Raw genomic sequence first — 17,990 nt, forward strand, 5'->3', positions numbered from 1 at the left:
ACGGGCGCACGGTCCGTGCCCGCGGTCTGCGGGTGGCGCGGGGAGGTTCCCGCGCTCCGGGGACGCGGCGTCCGGTCAGCCCACGATCTTGGCGTCCTTGTAGCGGAAGACCGCCACGTCGTTCGTCGTGGAGACGATGTTGTCGACCTTCTTGGGGTTGTACGCCCAGAAGCCGGAGTAGTCGAAGTAACCGCAGTCCAGCGCTTCGTCGTTCACTATCTTGGACATCTTCTTCCAGGCCGTCTCGCGTGCGTCGGGGGTCTTGGCGGCAAGGCCCTCCTCGGCGGCGGCCGTCAGCTCCGGGTACTGCGCCTTCAGCGGGTTGCCGGGTGCGGTGGGCGCGAACTTGCGGTTGTAGTAGTCGTAGGCGCCCGAGCGGGAACCGTCCGAGAGGATGGAGGCCGGGTACTTGCCGTTCTGGTAGGTGCTCAGGAACTGCGGGAAGTTCGGCAGTTCGAGCTCGACCTCGATCCCGATCTTCTCCATCTGGCTGCGGAACAGCTCGGCGATGGTGCGCTGGGTGTCATAGCTGATCAGGGTGAACGACTTCGGTGCGCTGCCGGCCTCGGACAGCAGCTTCTTGGCCTTGGCGAGGTCGAAGGGGTATCCGCCGAGCGCCGCGTCGTAGCCGGGCTGGCCCTCCGGGATGCGCTGGAGGTGGGTCTTGCCCTTGCCGCCGAGCGCCGCGTCGATGTAGTCCTGCGGGTTCATCGCGTGGCAGATGGCCTGACGGTACTTCTTGTCCTTGAACACGCCCTCCGTGTCGTACATCTGGAGGTGCCAGAGCACGGACGGGAACCAGGTGGACTTGAGTCCTTCCTTGTCCGCGCGGGACGCGAGCGGGGGTGTGGTCCAGACGACGTCGAGCTGTCCGGCCCGCAGCGCGTTGTAGAGGCTGTCGGGGTCGTTGATCTGCGTGATCTCGACATTGGCGGGTCCGACGGACTTCTTGTCGTAGTACTTGTCGAAGGCCTTGACCGCGGTCCGCAGCCCCTTGGTGGTCTTCGCGGCGTCGAAGGCCCACGGGCCGGTACCGGCCGGCTTGGTCTTCCAGGTGCCGTCGGCGAGCGCCTTGGGCGAGACCATGAACATCCCCAGCCGGGCGAGGTTGTTGATCAGGCTGGGCGCGGCCTGCTTGAGGTCGATCCGGACGTGGGTGGCGTCCACGGCGGTGATCGTCTTCACGGCGTCGAGCTGGCTGCGGTACTGGCTCGGGCTGCTCTTGACGCGTTCCAGGTTCTTGACCACGGCCGCGGCGTCGAACGGGGTGCCGTCGTGGAAGACCACGCCCGAGCGGAGGGTGAGTTCGATGCGCTCCGGCGTCTCCTTCCAGGAGGTGGCGAGCTGGGGCTTGAGGGTGAAGCCGTCGGGGGCCACGCTCATCAGCGGTTCGTAGACCAGCGAGGAGAACGTGCTGTTCTGCTTGTTGACCGTGTCCCAGTCGTCGAACTGCTGGTTGGTGCCGACGCGCAGGGTGCCGCTCGGTCCGTCCCCGGAGGTCTTCGGGGCGCCTGCCGAGTCCTTCGTACCGCCGCACGCGGTGAGGGTGACGGCGAGGGCGGTGGCGAGCAGGGCGCCGCCGGAGCGGACACCGGGGGTTCTTGTCCGGGCCGAGCCGGCCCGTCTGCGCGAAGTGGACCGTTCATTGACTGTCACAGCGAGAACCTCCACACAAGGTTGTGCGCCCTCCTGGAAGGGGCTTGTGCGCTATAGTGCACGCTCCGTGCAGCATTCTTGTCAAGGGTTAAATCAAACCCCACCCCAATCTGAAATATCGCCCCCGATCGGGTGACAGCTGTGCACCATGTCAGCCATGCTGTACAGCGGTGCACACTCCTATACAGTCGGCATGTGCACGAAGACACGGGAGCGACCGGACCGACCGCACCAAGAGAAGCAGGAGCCGCCATGAAGCCAGCGGGGGGAAGTCCCGGACTCGGCGCGCGACTGAGGAGGGTCCGTTCCGAACGCGGCCTGTCCCTTCGCGAACTCGGCCGGCTCGCGGGCTGCTCGGCGAGCCTGATCTCACAGGTGGAACGCGGCCAGACCGCCCCGTCCGCGGGCGTGATCTACGGGATCGCCAACGCGCTCGGCATCTCCCTCGACTATCTCTTCGGGGTCGGCGAGGACAGTACGTCCCCCTCCTCCGCGCGCCGGGCCGACGAGCCGCGGTCGGCCATGGCGGCGAACGGGACCGCGCCCCGGCTGGCCATGGCGGTCGGCGCGGTGGCGGCGTCCGGTCCGGGCCCCGGCTCCGACGGTCTGCCGGACCCCGACGGCCTCCCGGACCTCGATCCCGTACCCCCGCCGTCCCTCGCGCTGCCCGAGGAACCGGTGGTCCAGCGCCGGGGCCGGCGGCGCACCATCGATCTGGCGAGCGGGGTCCGCTGGGAGCGGCTCACCCCCCAGCAGGACGCGCGGGTGGACTTCCTGGAGGTCGTGTACCAGCCCTTCGGCCGGTCGACCGACAGCCGTGCCCCGATCCGCCACGACGGCCGCGAGTACCAGCTCGTGCTGCACGGCACCCTGCACGCGGACGTCGGCTTCGAGACCTACGTCCTGGAGGCGGGCGACTCACTGGCCTTCGACTCCGCGACCCCGCATCAGTACCGCAACATGTCGGACCAGGAGGTCCGGGTCATCTCCGTGGTGGTCCACCACACCGCGTGACGCCCTGGGGGCAGCCGGTCCGGCCGGCTGCCCGCAGGGTGGGTCTCAGGAGGGCAGGAGGGGGCAGGTCAGGGGGCGAAGTCCGCCAGGGCCGTGTCCAGCACCCGGCGGGCGGCGAGCCCGGCCGCCCCGGGCGGTGAGCAGGCCAGTACGGCGTGCTGCTTGCCGTCGGTCCCGGTGAAGACCCGGTCCACGCACTCGCGGACCTCGCCGACATCCTCGTTCCGGTACGAGTAGTGCAGCTCGGCCGCGTCCCCGGACGGGTTCTCCGGGCCGCTGTCCACCCGGCCGAGGGCGAGCCGCCGGTAGTCCTCCCGGGACTTGAGCGGCCGCTCCGCCAGGCCGACCGCCTCCAGCGGGTCCGCCCCCGACGCCCCGAACACCTGCACCAGACCACGCTGGTCGGGCGACCGGTAGAACACCGACCCGTCCTCCAGCGAGTGCTCCCAGCCCTCGGGGACGGCGATCGTGAACCCTCTGGTGGGCTCCGTGACCCGGACGAACCCCGGTGAAGGGGACTCCCCGCCACCCGGCGCCGTGTCCTCCCCGCCCGGGGTCGTGCCATCGGTACCGTTCGTGCCGCCCGTGCCGTCCGGCGAGTCCAGCGACGCACCGCCGCCCGTCGGCGAGGTCTGCGAACCGCCCGTCGCGGGCGGTGACCAGTGGTAGCCGGTGCTGTCCGTCCGCCGGGACTCGTCGCCCCCGCCGCCGTCCCGGTCCGCGGTCAGCCACAGCACCACCCCCGCCACGGCCAGGACCCCGCCGGCCACCAGGGCGATCACCGGACCCCTGCCCCAGCCGGGACCGCCGCCGGGAGCGGGGCCGCCGCCCCACCCCGATCCGCCGCCCCACCCGGGGCCGCCCGCCTGCCCGGGGCCGCCCGCCCAGCCGGGGGCGGGCGGCGGCCCCTGCGGCCCCGGGTCCCGCTCCCAGCGCTGGGTCTCCGGATTCCACCGGGGTACGCCCTCGCTCATGTCAGCCGCCCAGCAGCGCGGCGAGCAGTTCGGCGAGGGCCACGCCGGAGACGAGGGCGCCGGCGACCTGCCCCGCGTCGGCCAGGGAGTCCCGCAGGAGCGCCAGCCTGCCGGGGCCCGCGCCGCCGGAACCCGTGATCTCCGCCTCGGTGGCCACCAGTTCGGCGTCGAGGATCTGGGCGTCCCGGGTGGCCTCAAGACGCGTCAGGTCCGCACGCAGCGCCCGGACCGCCGCGAGCAGCTCGTCCTGTCCCGGACCGGCCGTCCCGGGAGGCGAGTTGGTGGTGGTCGCGGAGCCATGGGAGCCGAAGTTCAGTGCGCTGTGGGACACGGAACCGATCCGTATGCCCGCGCCGGGTCCGTCCCGCTCACTGCCGTCGCTGCTCATTTCCCGTCCCCCGGTTCGTGTTGTTGTCCGTGACGGCGGTGGACCGTTCGCCGAAGCCGAAGGCGCTGTTGCGCGCCGACTCGATGTAGACCCCGCCGCTGACATTGACGATCTTCTGCTCGAAGGCGGCCGTCTGCCAGCCCGCGTCGTACAGAGCGTGCTTGACGCCCTCCCCCACCCGCTCCTGGATGCTCTGAAGATAGCGCCGTACGTCCATCCACTCGAAGAGGGACGCCTCGTCGCTCGCGCCCAGTTCCCGGACGGCGAGGGCCGGACCCTCGGGCAGCGCGCCCCTGTTGCCCTCGACCGCCACGTTCCAGCCGCTGCCCGACCAGCCGCCGAGCAGGGCGACGGACCCAGCCAGCGACGACGGGGTGCGGGTCAGCGCCCGAACCGCCTTGCTGAACGCGCTGTTGTGGACGTAGCGGTGTGCCGTGCGGTCGGCGTCCCGGAACTCGCGGAGCACCGGCAGCAGCACATAGGGCGCGACCTCCAGCATCAGCATGCCGCCCTGGGTGTGGACGCGGACGTACACGGTGACCATCAGCTCGCCCTCCCAGCCGCCGACCCTGATCCGCAGGAAGTGGCGGCGGGCCTCGCCGCCCTCCTCGATCGCCTCCCGGCGCTGCACCGCGAAACGCTCGGCGTCGTACGGGGCCTCCTCGCGGCGCCGGAGTCCGTCGGGCGGCAGGAACACGCACTCGTCGACCTCCAGCTCCCGCAGCCGGTCCCGCACCACCTCGGCGGCCCGCGGTGATCCGTGCGGGGAGGGTGTGCGCAGGGCTTCCACCAGCGGGCGGACCCGCTCCAGCGCCGCGCGGTTGTCCACGGGCTCCGGCTGATGCCCCGCGCGGGGGCGCAGTTCCACGGTGAGCGTCCAGGGCTCGTAGGGCTCGCCCGCGCCCCGGAAGGGGTCGGCCGAGTCGTAGATCGCGAGCGGTGAGTGCTGCTCCCGGCGCACCAGCGCCAGCAGCCGACGCGCACGGCCGTCCCGTACCGCCTCGGCCGGATCGACGGTGGGGTCGGGGAAGTGGGCGGCGGACAGCGGTCCGTCCATCAGCCGGGCGAAGCCGCCCTGCCGGAGCCCCACGAGAACGGCGATCACCAGGAACGGTACGTACAACGGCACCAGAGGATCGGGCCAGTCGATCCAGGCGGAGAGCTCTCTCCACGGCACGAACGAGAAAAGCATCGCCGGCGGGTGCAGGAGGAGCCCCAGGAGGCCGGACCCGAGCTGCCGGGCCTCGTCCCAGAAGGGGAACATGGTCAGCATCGCCGCCACCAGCATCAGCGTGACGTACCAGCGCAGGACGGTGCCGAGGGCGCGCAGCAAGGGCGATGCCCGGCGCAGTCTCCGCCGCGTCCTCGACACGGCGGTGAACAGCAGCGAGGGCAGCATGATCCAGAGGAATTCCCCGCCGGTGAGCGGCAGGGCGGCGACCCATACCGCCAGGATCGCGAGCGCCCACCGCAGTTCCAGCCGACGGGCCAGCAGGGCGTGGGCGAGGACCCGGGCCGCGTCGATCCCGAACGACGGTGCGGCGAAGCGCTCTTCGTGTACGTACAGCTCGTTGATGACCGTGTCGCGGAACCGTTTGTCGAGATGGGTCCCGGCGCACAGATAGCGGCACGCCTCGCTCGCCTCGGGCCGGACGGGGCTCCGCACCGTGACCCGGTCGGGCCGGTCTGCTTCGTCCCGCTCGTCCTGCTCGTCGGACCAGCCGGGCCCATCGGGTCGGTTGGGCGGGGCGGGCGGGTCGAGCTCGTACCGCTCATCCGGCTCGTCGGGGCGGTCGGGCTCGTCCGACCGGTCAGGCGGGTCGGGGCGGTCAGGCGGGTCGGGGCGGTCGGGGTCGGCCCGCTGACCGGGTACCGGGCTCTCGCTCATCGTCCCCGTTCCTCTCGTACGCGCCGCCGTACGTTCCGGCCGGGTGGGACACAGGAGTTCCTCTGCCATTCCCCGGTGGGGTACCACTGAACCCCGGGATCGGATGTTCTGGTCGGGGCCGTCCACGGGGGTGCCCGGCCGTCGGCGACGCGGTCGGGGTGACGCGGTCGGGGTGACGCGGTCAGCGGGGTCGCGCTGGGCAGGTCGCGGTCGATGGCCGCGCTCGACGGGTCGCGGTCGCGGTGGGTCGCGGTCGCGGTGGGCGCGCGTGGCGGGTGGCGCGTCGCGGGTGGGCGCGCGTCGCGGGTGGGCGCGTCTCCGCCCCGCACTCCCCACACTCCCCGCCCTGCGCGCTCGGCCTTGCCCCCACGCGCCGCCATCGGAAGCACATGAGGCTGATTCCCCCCGGGCGGCACGGCGTACCGGGCCTTCCGGTACTCTGCCGCGCTCACCGTATTGCGGAGTGCGGATTCATCCCCCAGGATTCACTCGGGGCGACCGGCCCACGCCTTGAACTTCGTTCAATCCGGATACATCGACAGGACGGCACAGCGCTCCCCGGGGTGAATTCCCGGCGCGCGCGGCGGTTTGAGTTCCCCATATCCGCGCTCGCGCCGTAACCCACTCCCCCGGACCGGGAAGCAGTTCTTCCCGGGATTCCGTACCGAGCGGAAATACGGTGTTCTTTCTTTCGCCGGACGATCGTGCGAACAAACGGTCAGAGGGATTGTCCCGATGGCCGGAACGAACGGATTCCCGGCCATCACCCCATGGAGACGCATTCCCTTTGCGCCCCCGGAGTCCCGGCTGCGGCAGCGGGCAGACGCGTCCGCGGCCGTGACGGCCAGGGGCACCACGGGGGGCGCGTGGCGTCCGGCGGGGGAGCGTTGATGTGCGGGGAGAGCGAATCACCGGCGCTTGCGCGCGGGGGTACGCCCACCGGACCGACGGAGCCGCACGCCGACACCACCGTGACCGTCCGGGCGCCCCGACGGATCACCCCCTCCCGGCGACACGGCGACGGGGCACCGGAAACCGCGAATCGCGCCCCGACCGGGGAGTTCCGGACCGCCACGGCGGGGCGTGCGCGGCACCGGAGGGGAGGAAGGTGACGCCGGGCGCTCCGGAACGTGCTCCGTCCCGCTCGGCCGCTCCGGCGTACGCCGCCCCGGGCAGGGGGACATGTCGCCCACGAAGCCCGCTACGGGTGGCTGTTCGCCCGTTCCTGTCCGGTCGTGTCCCCTCTCTGACCGCTCGGGCGGACGGCCCGGCGCGGCGGCGGACGCCCTCCCGCTGTCATCCCGCCCACCACGGGCCGCGCGGCCCATACCTTCCCGCCACCCCCTGCCGTACCACTCCGCACCCCCTCCGACCACGCCCCTTCCGCACCCCGGTGACATCCGGAACCCGTGACCGCGGCCCGGTACGTCCCGGGGGAATCCGCCACGGACCGAAGGGCGCCGCACGGGCTCCCGTCCACGCCCGCGGGGCAGGACCGGACCGGCCCCCGCGCGGACCAGGGTCACCACTGCGGCCGTCCGCGCCCGCCGCCCACGACCGGCTCCTCCCGTCGTCCCCCAGCCGACGCCGCGCCCCCAGGCACCCCGGCAGCCCCTCGGGCCCCCTTGCCCACGGCACATCACATAGCCGTTCATTGGCGCCAGATCGCCGCATACCGACTTCCAAACCAGGGGGCGCGCCGACGACATGAAATGCGCCAGCTCGGAATGTCGTGACCCCGTCCGGAAGATCGCGCCCGTAATGCCTTGTGCGACAGCCGCCCCGCAGGACGCACCCTTCCCGGAGTCGCTGACCGGTGCGTATGCTGAGGAAGCTGCACCGACCGGCAAGGAATGCGCACCGACTTACCCACACCTGTTCACCGGACCGAATCCCACGGGAAGCATTCACGCAGCCGGTACTTGTTACGGCTACGGCTGTCGGTAACAGCACCGGACGTCACGGAGAACCAGCGCACATGGTCGACAGCACCCGCCGCAATGACGTGTCAACGAACGCGCCGCCGGATTCGAATCCCCCGGCGCCCACCGCCCTGTGCCCGATGTCCGTGGCACCCGAACACCGAGGGCGGTCGGCCAGAGCGTTCGACCTCCCCGGGACGCGGCCCGGGCAGCCGGTCCGGCGGGACCAGCGCGGCACCGTACCCGGACCGTGGTGCGCGGTACCGGCGGCCGGGCGGGAGCGTCCGACGGAGCCCCGTGGCGACGGAACACCCGACGCACTCAACCCTCACCCCCACGTGCAGGAGAGATCATGAACGGGAAGACCCTGGAAAAGCCTGACGACCCAGTCCCCCAGTTCCCGCCGGCCGTGGGCCGTCCGCTCCGTGGCCGCGACGGCCATCTGGAGCAGATACGCGCCTCGTTGCGGGCGACCGCCGAGAGCCGCCAAGGCGGCATCACCCTCCTGGAATCCCCCGCGGGAAGCGGCAGGACACGGCTCCTCCAGGAGACGGGCGCCCTCGCCGAGGGACTCGGCTTCACCGTGATCGACTGCTCCGCCGGGGGCGCCTGGCGCGGCGAGGAGGCGGCTTCGCCCGCCGTCGGCGCGGGCCGGGCCGTCGCCCCGCGGGTGCCGCGCCCGGTACGTCCGGCGGGCCCCGTGCAGGTCCAGGCCCAGATCGACGCGGGGCTGCGGCGCGGCCCGGTGCTCGTGCTCGTGGACGACGCGCAGTGGGCCGACCCGGTGCAGCTGCGGACCCTGTGCGGACTGGCGCTCAAACTGCTGGCCGCTCCCGTGCGGTGGCTGCTCACGATGCGTACGGAGGACGCGCGGTCCGCGAACAGCCTCCTGCTGCGCAACCTGACCATCCACCGGGCGGAATGGCTCCCGCAGCTCGACGCGCTCGACGACCGGGCGGTCACCGAACTGATGGGCGACCTCCTGGGCGCCCGTCCCAGCGACGACGTACGGGCCCTCGGCGAGAGCCTGGGCGGCAGCCCGCAGGCGATCGTGGAGCTGGTGCGCGGTCTGCTGGACGAGCAGTGCCTGCGGATCACCGGGGGCACCGTGTCGCTCGTCGCGGAACCGCTCGCCTCCGGCTTCACCTCCGCCGTCGCCCCCGACCCCGGGGCGCATCTGCCGCGCGCGTTCCTGCGGCTGATGCACGACCGGCTCGACCGGCTCGCGCCCGGCACCCAGCGGCTCCTCCAGGTCGCGGCCGTCCTCGGTCCGTCCTTCATGCCGCGCGACCTGGCGGAGATGGCCGACGAGCGACCCGTGCAACTCCTCGGCCCGCTCCAGGAGTCACTGGCAGCGGGACTCCTCACCAGCGGCACCGAGGAGTTCTCCTTCCACCGCGAACCGATCTGGTACGCGGTGCTGGGCACCGTTCCACCGCTGATGCGGTCCCTGCTGCACCGGCAGGCGGCGAACATGATCCTCGGTCAGCTGGGGGACGGCACCGCCGCGGCGGTGCATCTGGTGCACTGCGCCCAGTCCGACGACGACCAGGCCATCACCACCATCCGGGAGGCGGCGGACCGGCTGCTCCCGGTGTCCCCGCAGGCCGCCGCCGCGCTCGCGCTGCGCGGTCTGGAGATCACCACGCCGACCCAGCCCGAGCACATCGCGCTGGCCACCACGGCGACCGCCGCGCTCGTCCGCTCGGGCAGTCTGCACCGGGCGGTGGACGTCGCCGAACGCGTGGTCGCCGGACACCGGCGCGCGCATCCGGCGCGGCCCGGCGACGGCGCCCGCCAGGACGCCCGGACCTGGCCGCTGCGGGCCTGGCTCGCGACCGCGCTGCTGCTGCGCGGGGAGGCCGCCTCCGTACCGGGGATCCTGTGCGACGCCGCGGCGGGCGGGCCCCCGGACCCGGCCGCGGACGGGGCGGGCCCCGGCCAGGGCAGCCCGTCGCCGCTGCTGCTGCGGCTCACCATGCTGTCCCACACCGACGAACGGGCCGCGCTGGCGGCGGCCGACGAGGTACTGAAGGACGAGTCCGCCCACGAACGCGACGTGTGTACGGCGGCCCGCAACATCCGGGCGATGTCCCTGTGGGGCGACGGACGGATCGACGAGTCGCTGGGCCTGCTGGAGCGCACCCCCGCGCACGGTGACGACGGCACCGGCATCTGGCAGAACAACTCCCTGTGGAACACGGCGTGGATCCTGATCAAGCTCCGCGACCTCGACGGGGCCGCGGTCATGGTCGAAGCGGTCCGGCGCACCATCGACGCCGACTCCAACGGGGTACTGGACCCGTTGCAGTTCGCGTTGCGGTCCTGGGTGAGCTTCGCCCGGGGCGACCTGGCCGAGGCCGAGCAGCTCGCGCGGGCCGGGATCACCGCGTCCGACGCGGCCCGGATGCCGCTGTGCGAACCGCATCTGCGGGCCGTGCTGGTGGCCGTGGCGCTGCGCCGGGGTGATCTGGCCGAGGCCCTGGAACGGCAGGGCCACTGGGAGTCCGCCACCGTGCCCGGCGGGCCGTCGCGCCCGTGGTGGGCCATGCGGTGCCTGATCACAGCGCAGGTGACGGCCGCGCGGAGGGGGGCCGAACAAGCGCTGGAGGTACTGCGGGACGCCCGTCACGACGAAGGGCTGCGGCGACGGCTGGTGCTGGAGGACCCGTCGGCGACGGCGTGGTGCGTCCGTACCGCGCTGGCCGCCGGGGACCGGGAGTTCGCGGCGCGGATCGCGGACTGCGCCGGGGAGGTGGCGGCGCTGGCCCGGACGCGGCCCGCGACGGGTGCGGCGGCGGCGCATGGGCGGGCCCTGCTGACCGGCGATGTGACCCTGCTGGCCAGGGCCGTCGACGGGTACGGGGACCCCTGGGCCGTCGCCTCGGCCACCGAGGATCTGGGCGTGCTGCTGTGCGGGGGCGACCGGGAGGGGGCGATCGGCGCGTTCAACGCGGCCATGGCCGGGTACGACGGGCTGGGCGCCAAACGCGACTCGGCGCGGGTGCGGCGGCGGCTGCGGCGGCTCGGGGTGCGGCGGCGGCACTGGAATCTGGTCGCCCGGCCGCAGACCGGCTGGGACAGTCTCACCGGGGCGGAGGAGAAGGTGGCGCAGCTCGTCGCCCGGGGGCTGACGAACCGGCAGGTGGCCGGTGAGCTGTTCATCTCGCCGCACACGGTGAGTTTCCATCTGCGGCAGATCTACCGGAAGCTGGCGATCCAGTCGCGGGTGGATCTGACCCGGATCGTGTGTGCGCCGGGGGCGAGAACGGCGCCGGCGCCGTTCGGGGCCGAGTAGGCCCCCGCCGTGCGCCCCGGGAGCCCGCCAGGGGCCGAGCCGCGTTCCCTGGCGGGGCCTTCGGGGGGGCCGTCGTGCGTTCCCGTGCGGGTCGCCTGCACCGGGCCCGGGGTGGTCGCCGCCCCGGGGACCCGGTCCGTTGCGGGTCGCCCGCACCGGGTGCGGGGTCCTGGGCTCCCCCGCGGACCCGTTCCCGTGCGGGCCGTCTTCACCGGGCGCGCCGTCTTCGCCTTCCCGGCGGCCCCGGTCCGGTCCTGGTCCCCCGCACCGGGCGCGGGGTCCTGGCCTTCCCAGGGGACACGGTCCGGTAGCGGCCGGGGGTCAGCTCCCGGCCGTTACCGCGGTGATGAGCCGCTGGGGGGAACGGGTGGGGGTGATCCCCGTGCGGCGCAGGCCGGCGGCCGCGAAGAGGGCGTCGTAGTGCGGGAGGTCGCGTTCGCGGCCCGGGAGGACCGCGAGCATGTTGAGGTCCAGGAGGGGGGCGAAGCCGGGCTCGCCGAGCGGGCCCAGGGGCATCTCCACCACGATCACCCGGCCCCCCGGGTTCAGCGCGGCGCGGCAGTTGCGCAGGATGGCCGTGCAGGCGTCGTCGTCCCAGTTGTGCAGGACCGCCTTGAGCAGGAAGAGGTCGCCCCGGGGCAGCGGGTCGAAGAAGGAACCGCCGACCACGGTGACCCGGTCGGCGAGTCCCGCCTCGCGCGCTTCGGCGCGGGCGGATTCCTCGACGGCGGGCAGGTCCACGACCACCCCGCGCGGTCGTGGGTCGCCGCGCAGCAGCGCGTGCACCAGCGCGCCGTTCGCGCCCCCCACATCCACGGCGACCCCGACGCCGTCCGTGTCGATCAGGGCGGCGACCTCCTCGGCGAGCCCGGCGGTCAGTTCGGTCATGGAGGTCGCGAAGCGTTCGCCCTCCTCGGGGTGGGCGAGGAAGTGGGCCCAGATGTCCCGGCCGAGGGCGGCCCCGGTCTGCGGGGTCCCCGACCGTACGGCGTCGGGGAGCAGGCCCCAGGGCAGCCAGTGGCCGGGTGAGCCGTGGACCAGCGCGATCGTCCGCAGGGAGTGCGGGGTCCCGGCGCGCAGGGTGTCGAGCAGGGGTGTGCGGTGGAACGCGCGCCGGTCGTCCGCCTCGGTGAGCCCCAGCGACGCGCACGCCCGCAGCAGCCGGGCGACCGCGTCGGGGTCGGCGTCGATCCGCGCGGCGAGTTCGGCGGCCGTCAGCGGGCCCTCGGCGAGCTGGTCGGGGATCGACAGCTCGGCGACGGTCCGGACGATCTGGGTCACCCAGTAGCCGGTGATCATCGACATCATCCGGTCGGCCGGGGCGGGCCCGGTCCCCCCGGGGTCGGCTGCGCTCATGTCGGGTCCTTCTCGTGGTCGGCGGGGCGGGCCGGGGGTGTGCGGATGTGTTCGGGGCGGAAGCCGACCCCGATGACCCTGCTCATCAGGAGCTGTGCGGGCCGGAATCGTTCGAACAGCCGGGGCGCGGGCGGCTGTCCTGAGCCGTTGAGGGTGGTGTCGATGCCGAAGCGCTGGGTGGCGCGTTGCAGTCCCTGGGAGAGGGCGGTGGCGACCAGTCTGCGCCGGCGGACCTTGGTGAGGAGGCTGTCGTCGAAGGCGGCGCCGGTGCGCTGGGCGCGCAGCAGGGGCGCGCAGAGGGCGTTGGCGGTGGCGACGGCGTCCTGGACGGCGAGGTTGACGCCGAACCCGGCGACGGGGGACATGGCGTGTGCGGCGTCCCCGATGAACAGCAGTCCGGGCCGGTGCCAGCGGGCGAGCCGGTCGATCCGGGCCTCCAGCAGGCTGATGTCGTCCAGGGAGCGCAGTTCGTGGACCCGGTCGGCGAGGAAGGGCACCAGTGCGGCGAGGTCGGCGCGGAACGCGTCGAGTCCCGCGTGCCTGACCCGGTCGAAGCCGCCGCGGGTGGTCTCGTAGGACATCTGCCAGTAGGTGCCGCGGTCGGTCGCGCCGAAGATCTTGCCGTTGCCGACCCGGACGCAGATGCCCTCGTCGGGGTCGGTCGGCCGGCGGGAGATCCGGAAGAAGCCCACGTCGAGGGAGGAGCCGATGAGTTTCGGCCGGGCGCCCACCGCGGCCCGCAGCGCCGAGTGGCGGCCGTCGGCGGCGACCACCAGGGCGCAGCGGAGGTCGGCGGCGCCGTCGGGGCCCCGGGTCCGTACGCCGCTGACGCGGCCGTCGGTGTCGCGCAGCACCCCGGTGGCCGCGGTGCCCATCAGCAGCCGGTACGCGGGGTGGCGGGCGCTCTCGGCGGTGATCAGGTCGAGGAAGTCCCATTGGGGGACGAAGGCCATGTAGGGGTAGGGGACCCGTAGCCGGCTGAAGTCCGCGATGTCGATGCGGTGGCCGTCCTGGATCACCCCGATGGTGGTGACCTTCTGGTGCGGGAGCGCGTGGAAGCGGTCGATGAGGCCGAGCTGGTCGAGAACGCGCAGGGTGGCGGGGTGGACGGTGTCGCCGCGGAAGTCGCGGTGGAAGTCGTGGTGCTTCTCCAGGACGACGACGTCCACGCCGGAGCGGGCCAGCAGCAGGCCGAGCATCGCGCCCGCGGGGCCGCCGCCGACCACGCAGACGGTGGTGCGGGTGGGAGCCGGGCCGCTCATCACATCTCCCGGGGGTCCATGGTGCGCAGCCGGTCGCCGATGAAGGCGAGGAGGTCGGCCACGGCGGGGGTGAGTGCGGGGCAGCCCCGGGCGAGGGAGGCGGTCTCGTCGAACTCGCGGGCCAGCCAGGCGGCGGCCACATCGGGCCGGGCGATGTACTGGGGGACGGTGCCGAGTTCGAAGGAGGGTCCGGCGGTGCGGCCGGGGCGTCCGGAGGGCAGGGTGACGACGAGTTCGGCGACCGGGCGCAGTACGCCGGTCATGATGTCCAGTGCCCAGTTCATGAGCCGGGAGCGGCGCAGGCTCTTGTCGGGGCTGTGGCCGAAGTGCTGGACCATCAGGTGCATGGCCAGGGCGTAGGAGCGGTTGAAGACGGTCATGGCGCGGCGCGCGGGTTCGTGGGTGACGGGGTCCTTGGCGGTGCTCCGCAGGTCCAGGGTGGGGTTGCGGAGCACGGGGTAGGCGGGGTTCCAGGGCACGGCGCGGCCGTTCGGTCCCTGCGCGCGTTCGTGGACGAGGGCGTCGGAGATCCGCAGGAAGGTGTCGAAGTGGGAGTCCTCGTCGGGCAGGACGGAGGGGATGGAGCCGCCTTCGCCGTGTTCGGTGACGAAGTCGATGGCGAAGACGGCGCTGGTGACGTCGTCCACTTCGAGCTGGTAGTCGGGGTGCACGGCGTTGACGGACTCCCGCATGAACAGATGGTGTTCCCCGCCGCCGCGGCCCTTGCGGACGAGGAACGCGCCGGGGACGCGCTGGATGCCGTCGCGGATCGCGGCGTACAGCTCGCTGAGCGATCCGTAGCGGTAGGCGGTCCCGCCGTCGGCCGTGGAGTCGTTGCCCGCGATCTCCTGGGTGAGGGTGTGGGGCTGTTCGAGGGCGATGAACCGCTGGACGCTGCCGAGGCCGAGGGGTTCGAGGGAGAACTCCAGGGGGACGTCGATGCGGTGGTTGAACGTCCCGAAGTCGATGTCGGGCACCTGGAAGGGGGCGCCCATGGCCATGAGGATGTTGTTGATGGCGAGGAAGTGCATCATCTCCTCGCGGGCGACGTTGGTGAGGCTGCCGCGGATGCCGTTGCTGAGGGTCTGCGGGCCTTCGCCGCAGGCGAGGAGAAGCTGGGCGGGGGTCCATTCGCCGCGCTCGACGTAGTGGCGGGCGGCGCCGTGGGTGGGGACCGAGTACGCCGCGTACAGGTACTGGATCATGGTGGCGAGTTCGATGGCCGCGGCCTGGCGCAGGGCCCGCAGCAGGGCGTCGCGGGTGGTGATCGTGCCGGGGGTCCGGTGCGGGGGGACGAGGACGGGCGGGGTCTGCCGTTTCGCCTCGTCGGCGAGCATGTACCGCAGCAGCAGCCGGATCTGAGGGGCGCTCAGATCGCGGGTGGAGGGCATGTAGAACGTCCGGTCCCGGTGTTCGGGGGCGCTGACGTGCCAGATCAGCCGGGCGTATGTCTCGACCTTGAACTCGTCGGCGAGGCTGAGCACCTCGTCGCTCATGAAGGAGTAGAGGAGTTCGTAGGGGGCGAGGGCCTGGCGGTAGACCAGCGGGAAGGTGATGGCGCTGTCGGGCAGGTCGTCGAGGTGCCAGTGGTCGGGCAGCACCCGGACGGCGATGCTGCCGGCGGCGGGCCAGTAGCCGAGGTCGTCGTCGTGGTCGTAGCCGCGGGCGGCTGAGCCCGGCTCGGCGGGGTCGGCGGGGGGCTGTTCACCGGCGGGGAGCAGCAGGACCAGGGCGGCGCCCGCCGCGGCGCCCCGCAGGGTGAGGGTGCCGTGGCCGTGTTCGTCGGTGGACAGCAGGCTGTCGGCGGTGTAGTCGGCGCGGCCGGGGGCCAGGAACGCGGTGACGGGGATGTCCGCGGGGCGGGCGTCGGGCGACTGCGCGGCCGGGTCGAGGGGCAGCGCGCGGGGGTTGGGGTACTGCTGGACCCGGATGCCCGTGGCCCGTGCGGGGCGGCCCCGGACGTAGGAGCGGACGGGCACCTGGACCGCGAAGTCTTCGCCGGTGCGGGGGTTGGGGTGTTCGAGGAACAGCGCCGCCTCGTCGGACTGGACGACGGTCTCCTCCTCGTCGGCCAGTACGGTGCCGTCCGGCGAGGTGATCCGCAGCGGGCCGGCGGGTTCGCCGGTGCGGCCGTCGATCCGGTCGAGGGTGAGCAGTCCGCCGGTGCGCCGGTAGCCGGCGCCGAGGTAGTCGGCGCCGCGGACGACGGCGACGAGGGTGCCGTCGGCGGCGCGCAGCTGGAGGTCGCCGAGGTCGGCGAGGGGTCCGGTGCGGTGGGTGGGGCCGGGGCCGCGCAGCGGGGCGCGGCCGGTGACGGGCAGCGCGGTGACGAGGTTCGCGGTGACGTGCTCGTCGTCCACGCGGACGGTGAGGTTGTGCAGGGGTGCGTGGTGACCGGCGGCCCGTACGCGGCGGCCGGTGAGGAGCCGTCCGGCGGGGTAGGTGCGCAGTTCGTGGGCGTGCCAGGGGGCGAGGACACCGCGCAGGTCCCAGAAGTCGGGCTGGTCGTTGTCGGTGGGGGTGGACATGTTGGACAGGGCGAGCTGGACGACGAGTCCGTCGGCGGCGCCGGAGTCCAGGAGGTCCCGCAGCGCGGTGAGGGCCGGTGAGTCGGCGGAGCCGTCCAGCCAGTGCAGTCCGGTGCCGCGTTCGACGGCGAACTGGTGGACGACGGAGCGGCGGAACCGGTCGGCGAGGGGGTGCGGGCCGACGTCGTCGATGTAGCGGGCGTTGGGCCAGCGCGGCGGGCTCATACCGGTGACGTCGCCGGTGAGCAGATAGCCCACGTCGTGGGAGCGGCCGAGGCGGCCGAGGGCGAGCTGGCCGATCATGACGGTGGTGGTCCACGGGGACGCGGGGTCGACATCGAGGACACGGCAGCGGTTGACGGTGCCCGCGGTGTAGTCGCAGAAGTGGCCCCACAGGTCGACGGCGCGGCCCACCAGCGGGTCGTCGGTCGCGGCGCGGCCGGGGGTGTGTTCGCAGCCGGTGACCCGGGCGTCGATCCAGAAGTGGCCGTTGCCGCCGAAGTTCCAGCCGGTGGTGGTGGAGAAGCGGCCGTCGGGGGTGAGGGTGCCGTCGGGTTCGTAGCGCTCGCCGCGGGCGCGCAGCAGGTCGTGGTACTCGCGGGCGGGGCGTTCCAGCGGGAAAGGGCCGTCGTCGGTGAGGGCCCGCCCGGTGGCGAGGTCGTACAGTCCGGAGCGGGGGCCGGTGGGCAGCCGGGTGACGGCGGCCCCGGCGAAGTGCACCCGGGGCACGTCGAGCACGCTCACGGGGCGTCCCAGACGGCGGCGCTCATGGTGGGGATGAGGTCGCGGGTGATTCGCACTCCGGGCAGCTGTTCGCGGTAGGCGCGGACGAACTCGCCGTAGGTGAGCGGCATATGGGCGGCGCTCATCTCCAGCCAGCGCGGGTGGAGCATCATCCGCAGCGAGTCGGCGGCGGCGTCCGCGTCGCCGGAGACCTCGTAGATGGTGCGCGCGGTGTCGAAGGCGTACGTGTCGCGTTCGGCGGGCGGCGCGGCGTCGGTGTCCGTGCCGGTCGCGTCGGGCCGGGTGACGTCGATGACGACGAGCCGGCCGCCCGGGGCGACGAGGTCGCGCAGCCGGGGCAGCACCCGGGGGGCGGGGCCCAGATGGAAGACGGCGTTGACGGACATCACCAGGTCGAAGGTGCCGTCGGCGGCGGGGGTGAGGTCCAGCGCGCTGCGGTGCTGGTAACGCACCGGGACCCGGGCCGGTTTGGCGGCGGCGATGTCGAGCATCCGGCGGGAGATGTCGACGCCGACCACCTCGTCGTAGCGTTCCGCGAGCATCACGCAGTTGTTGCCGCCGCCGCAGCCTATGTCGAGGGCCCGTTGCCCCTTGGGCAGCTGGCCGACGAGCCAGGAGCGGACCGGGCTGGTGGCGCCGTCCCGGATGCTGGTGAACCGCTCGTACAGGTCCGCGAGGTCGTCGAAGTACGGCTGTGGTGGGGGCGGGACGGGGGCCTGGTCGGTCATCTGCACGTCCTCGGCGGGTCGGGGCGGGCCTCGGCGCCCGCCACGGGCAGGCCAGAACCTATAGTCCGGTCCCGGCGGCCGGAAGCGGTGGCGGCGGCGGTGCGCCGGATACCGCGCACTCGCGTAGGGTGCCGGGCCGCGCGGGGGCCCGGGGTCACCTCCGGCGGGCGGCGGGCGGGGCCGCCGTCCGCCGAGAACCGTCCGCCGGGTCGTGCGACGCGCGATGCGGACG

General features: G+C 73.3%; 10 protein-coding genes. 2 read left to right on the forward strand and 8 right to left on the reverse strand.

The window, feature by feature from the left end:
- Nucleotides 1–75 precede the first annotated feature (75 nt).
- Nucleotides 76–1,656, reverse strand: a complete 1,581-nt coding sequence (locus AB852_RS16945) for an ABC transporter substrate-binding protein (RefSeq protein ID WP_073788960.1) — start codon at nt 1,654–1,656, stop codon at nt 76–78.
- A 252-nt stretch (nt 1,657–1,908) separates the two neighbouring features.
- Between AB852_RS16945 and AB852_RS16950 the strand changes: the two genes are divergently transcribed.
- Complete coding sequence (locus tag AB852_RS16950; protein ID WP_073788962.1) at nt 1,909–2,670, forward strand: helix-turn-helix domain-containing protein; 762 nt, start codon at nt 1,909–1,911, stop codon at nt 2,668–2,670.
- Between the two features lie 68 nt (nt 2,671–2,738).
- Here AB852_RS16950 and AB852_RS16955 read toward each other — a convergent pair whose 3' ends face one another.
- The 3 genes from AB852_RS16955 to AB852_RS16965 are packed head-to-tail and all read right to left on the reverse strand — an operon-like array spanning nt 2,739 to nt 5,920.
- Complete coding sequence (locus tag AB852_RS16955) at nt 2,739–3,644, reverse strand: hypothetical protein (RefSeq protein WP_073788963.1); 906 nt, start codon at nt 3,642–3,644, stop codon at nt 2,739–2,741.
- A 1-nt stretch (nt 3,645) separates the two neighbouring features.
- A complete protein-coding gene (locus AB852_RS16960) occupies nt 3,646–4,032 on the reverse strand; it encodes a hypothetical protein (protein WP_073788965.1) in 387 nt (128 codons plus the stop codon).
- On the reverse strand, nt 4,013–5,920 hold the full coding sequence (locus AB852_RS16965) for a hypothetical protein (RefSeq protein ID WP_107499257.1): 1,908 nt from the start codon (nt 5,918–5,920) through the stop codon (nt 4,013–4,015). The genes AB852_RS16960 and AB852_RS16965 overlap by 20 nt, the downstream gene beginning before the upstream one ends.
- A gap of 2,274 nt (nt 5,921–8,194) precedes the next feature.
- Here AB852_RS16965 and AB852_RS16970 point away from each other — a divergent pair.
- A complete protein-coding gene (locus AB852_RS16970) occupies nt 8,195–11,140 on the forward strand; it encodes a helix-turn-helix transcriptional regulator (protein WP_073788967.1) in 2,946 nt (981 codons plus the stop codon).
- Between the two features lie 321 nt (nt 11,141–11,461).
- Here the strand turns inward: AB852_RS16970 and AB852_RS16975 are convergent, their stop codons facing one another.
- From AB852_RS16975 to AB852_RS16990, 4 genes are read right to left on the reverse strand one after another with little or no spacing between them, the layout of a single operon-like run.
- Nucleotides 11,462–12,496: a methyltransferase gene (locus AB852_RS16975; protein WP_245876805.1), complete on the reverse strand. Its 1,035-nt coding sequence runs from the start codon at nt 12,494–12,496 to the stop codon at nt 11,462–11,464.
- Entirely contained in the window at nt 12,493–13,758 is a 1,266-nt protein-coding gene (locus tag AB852_RS16980) for an FAD-dependent oxidoreductase (protein ID WP_073788969.1), read from the reverse strand. Before AB852_RS16980 ends, AB852_RS16975 begins: the two co-directional genes overlap by 4 nt.
- Nucleotides 13,758–17,030 carry a ferritin-like domain-containing protein gene (locus AB852_RS16985; protein ID WP_073788971.1) on the reverse strand — a complete coding sequence of 1,091 codons (3,273 nt, stop codon included), beginning with the start codon at nt 17,028–17,030 and terminating at the stop codon, nt 13,758–13,760. Before AB852_RS16985 ends, AB852_RS16980 begins: the two co-directional genes overlap by 1 nt.
- Nucleotides 17,027–17,758 (reverse strand): class I SAM-dependent methyltransferase, encoded by a 732-nt coding sequence (locus AB852_RS16990; RefSeq protein ID WP_073788973.1) that lies wholly within the window; start codon nt 17,756–17,758, stop codon nt 17,027–17,029. The genes AB852_RS16985 and AB852_RS16990 overlap by 4 nt, the downstream gene beginning before the upstream one ends.
- Nucleotides 17,759–17,990: the final 232 nt, after the last annotated feature.

Origin of the sequence: Streptomyces uncialis, from assembly GCF_001905345.1 — a bacterium.
GTDB classification, from domain to species: Bacteria; Actinomycetota; Actinomycetes; order Streptomycetales; family Streptomycetaceae; genus Streptomyces; species Streptomyces uncialis.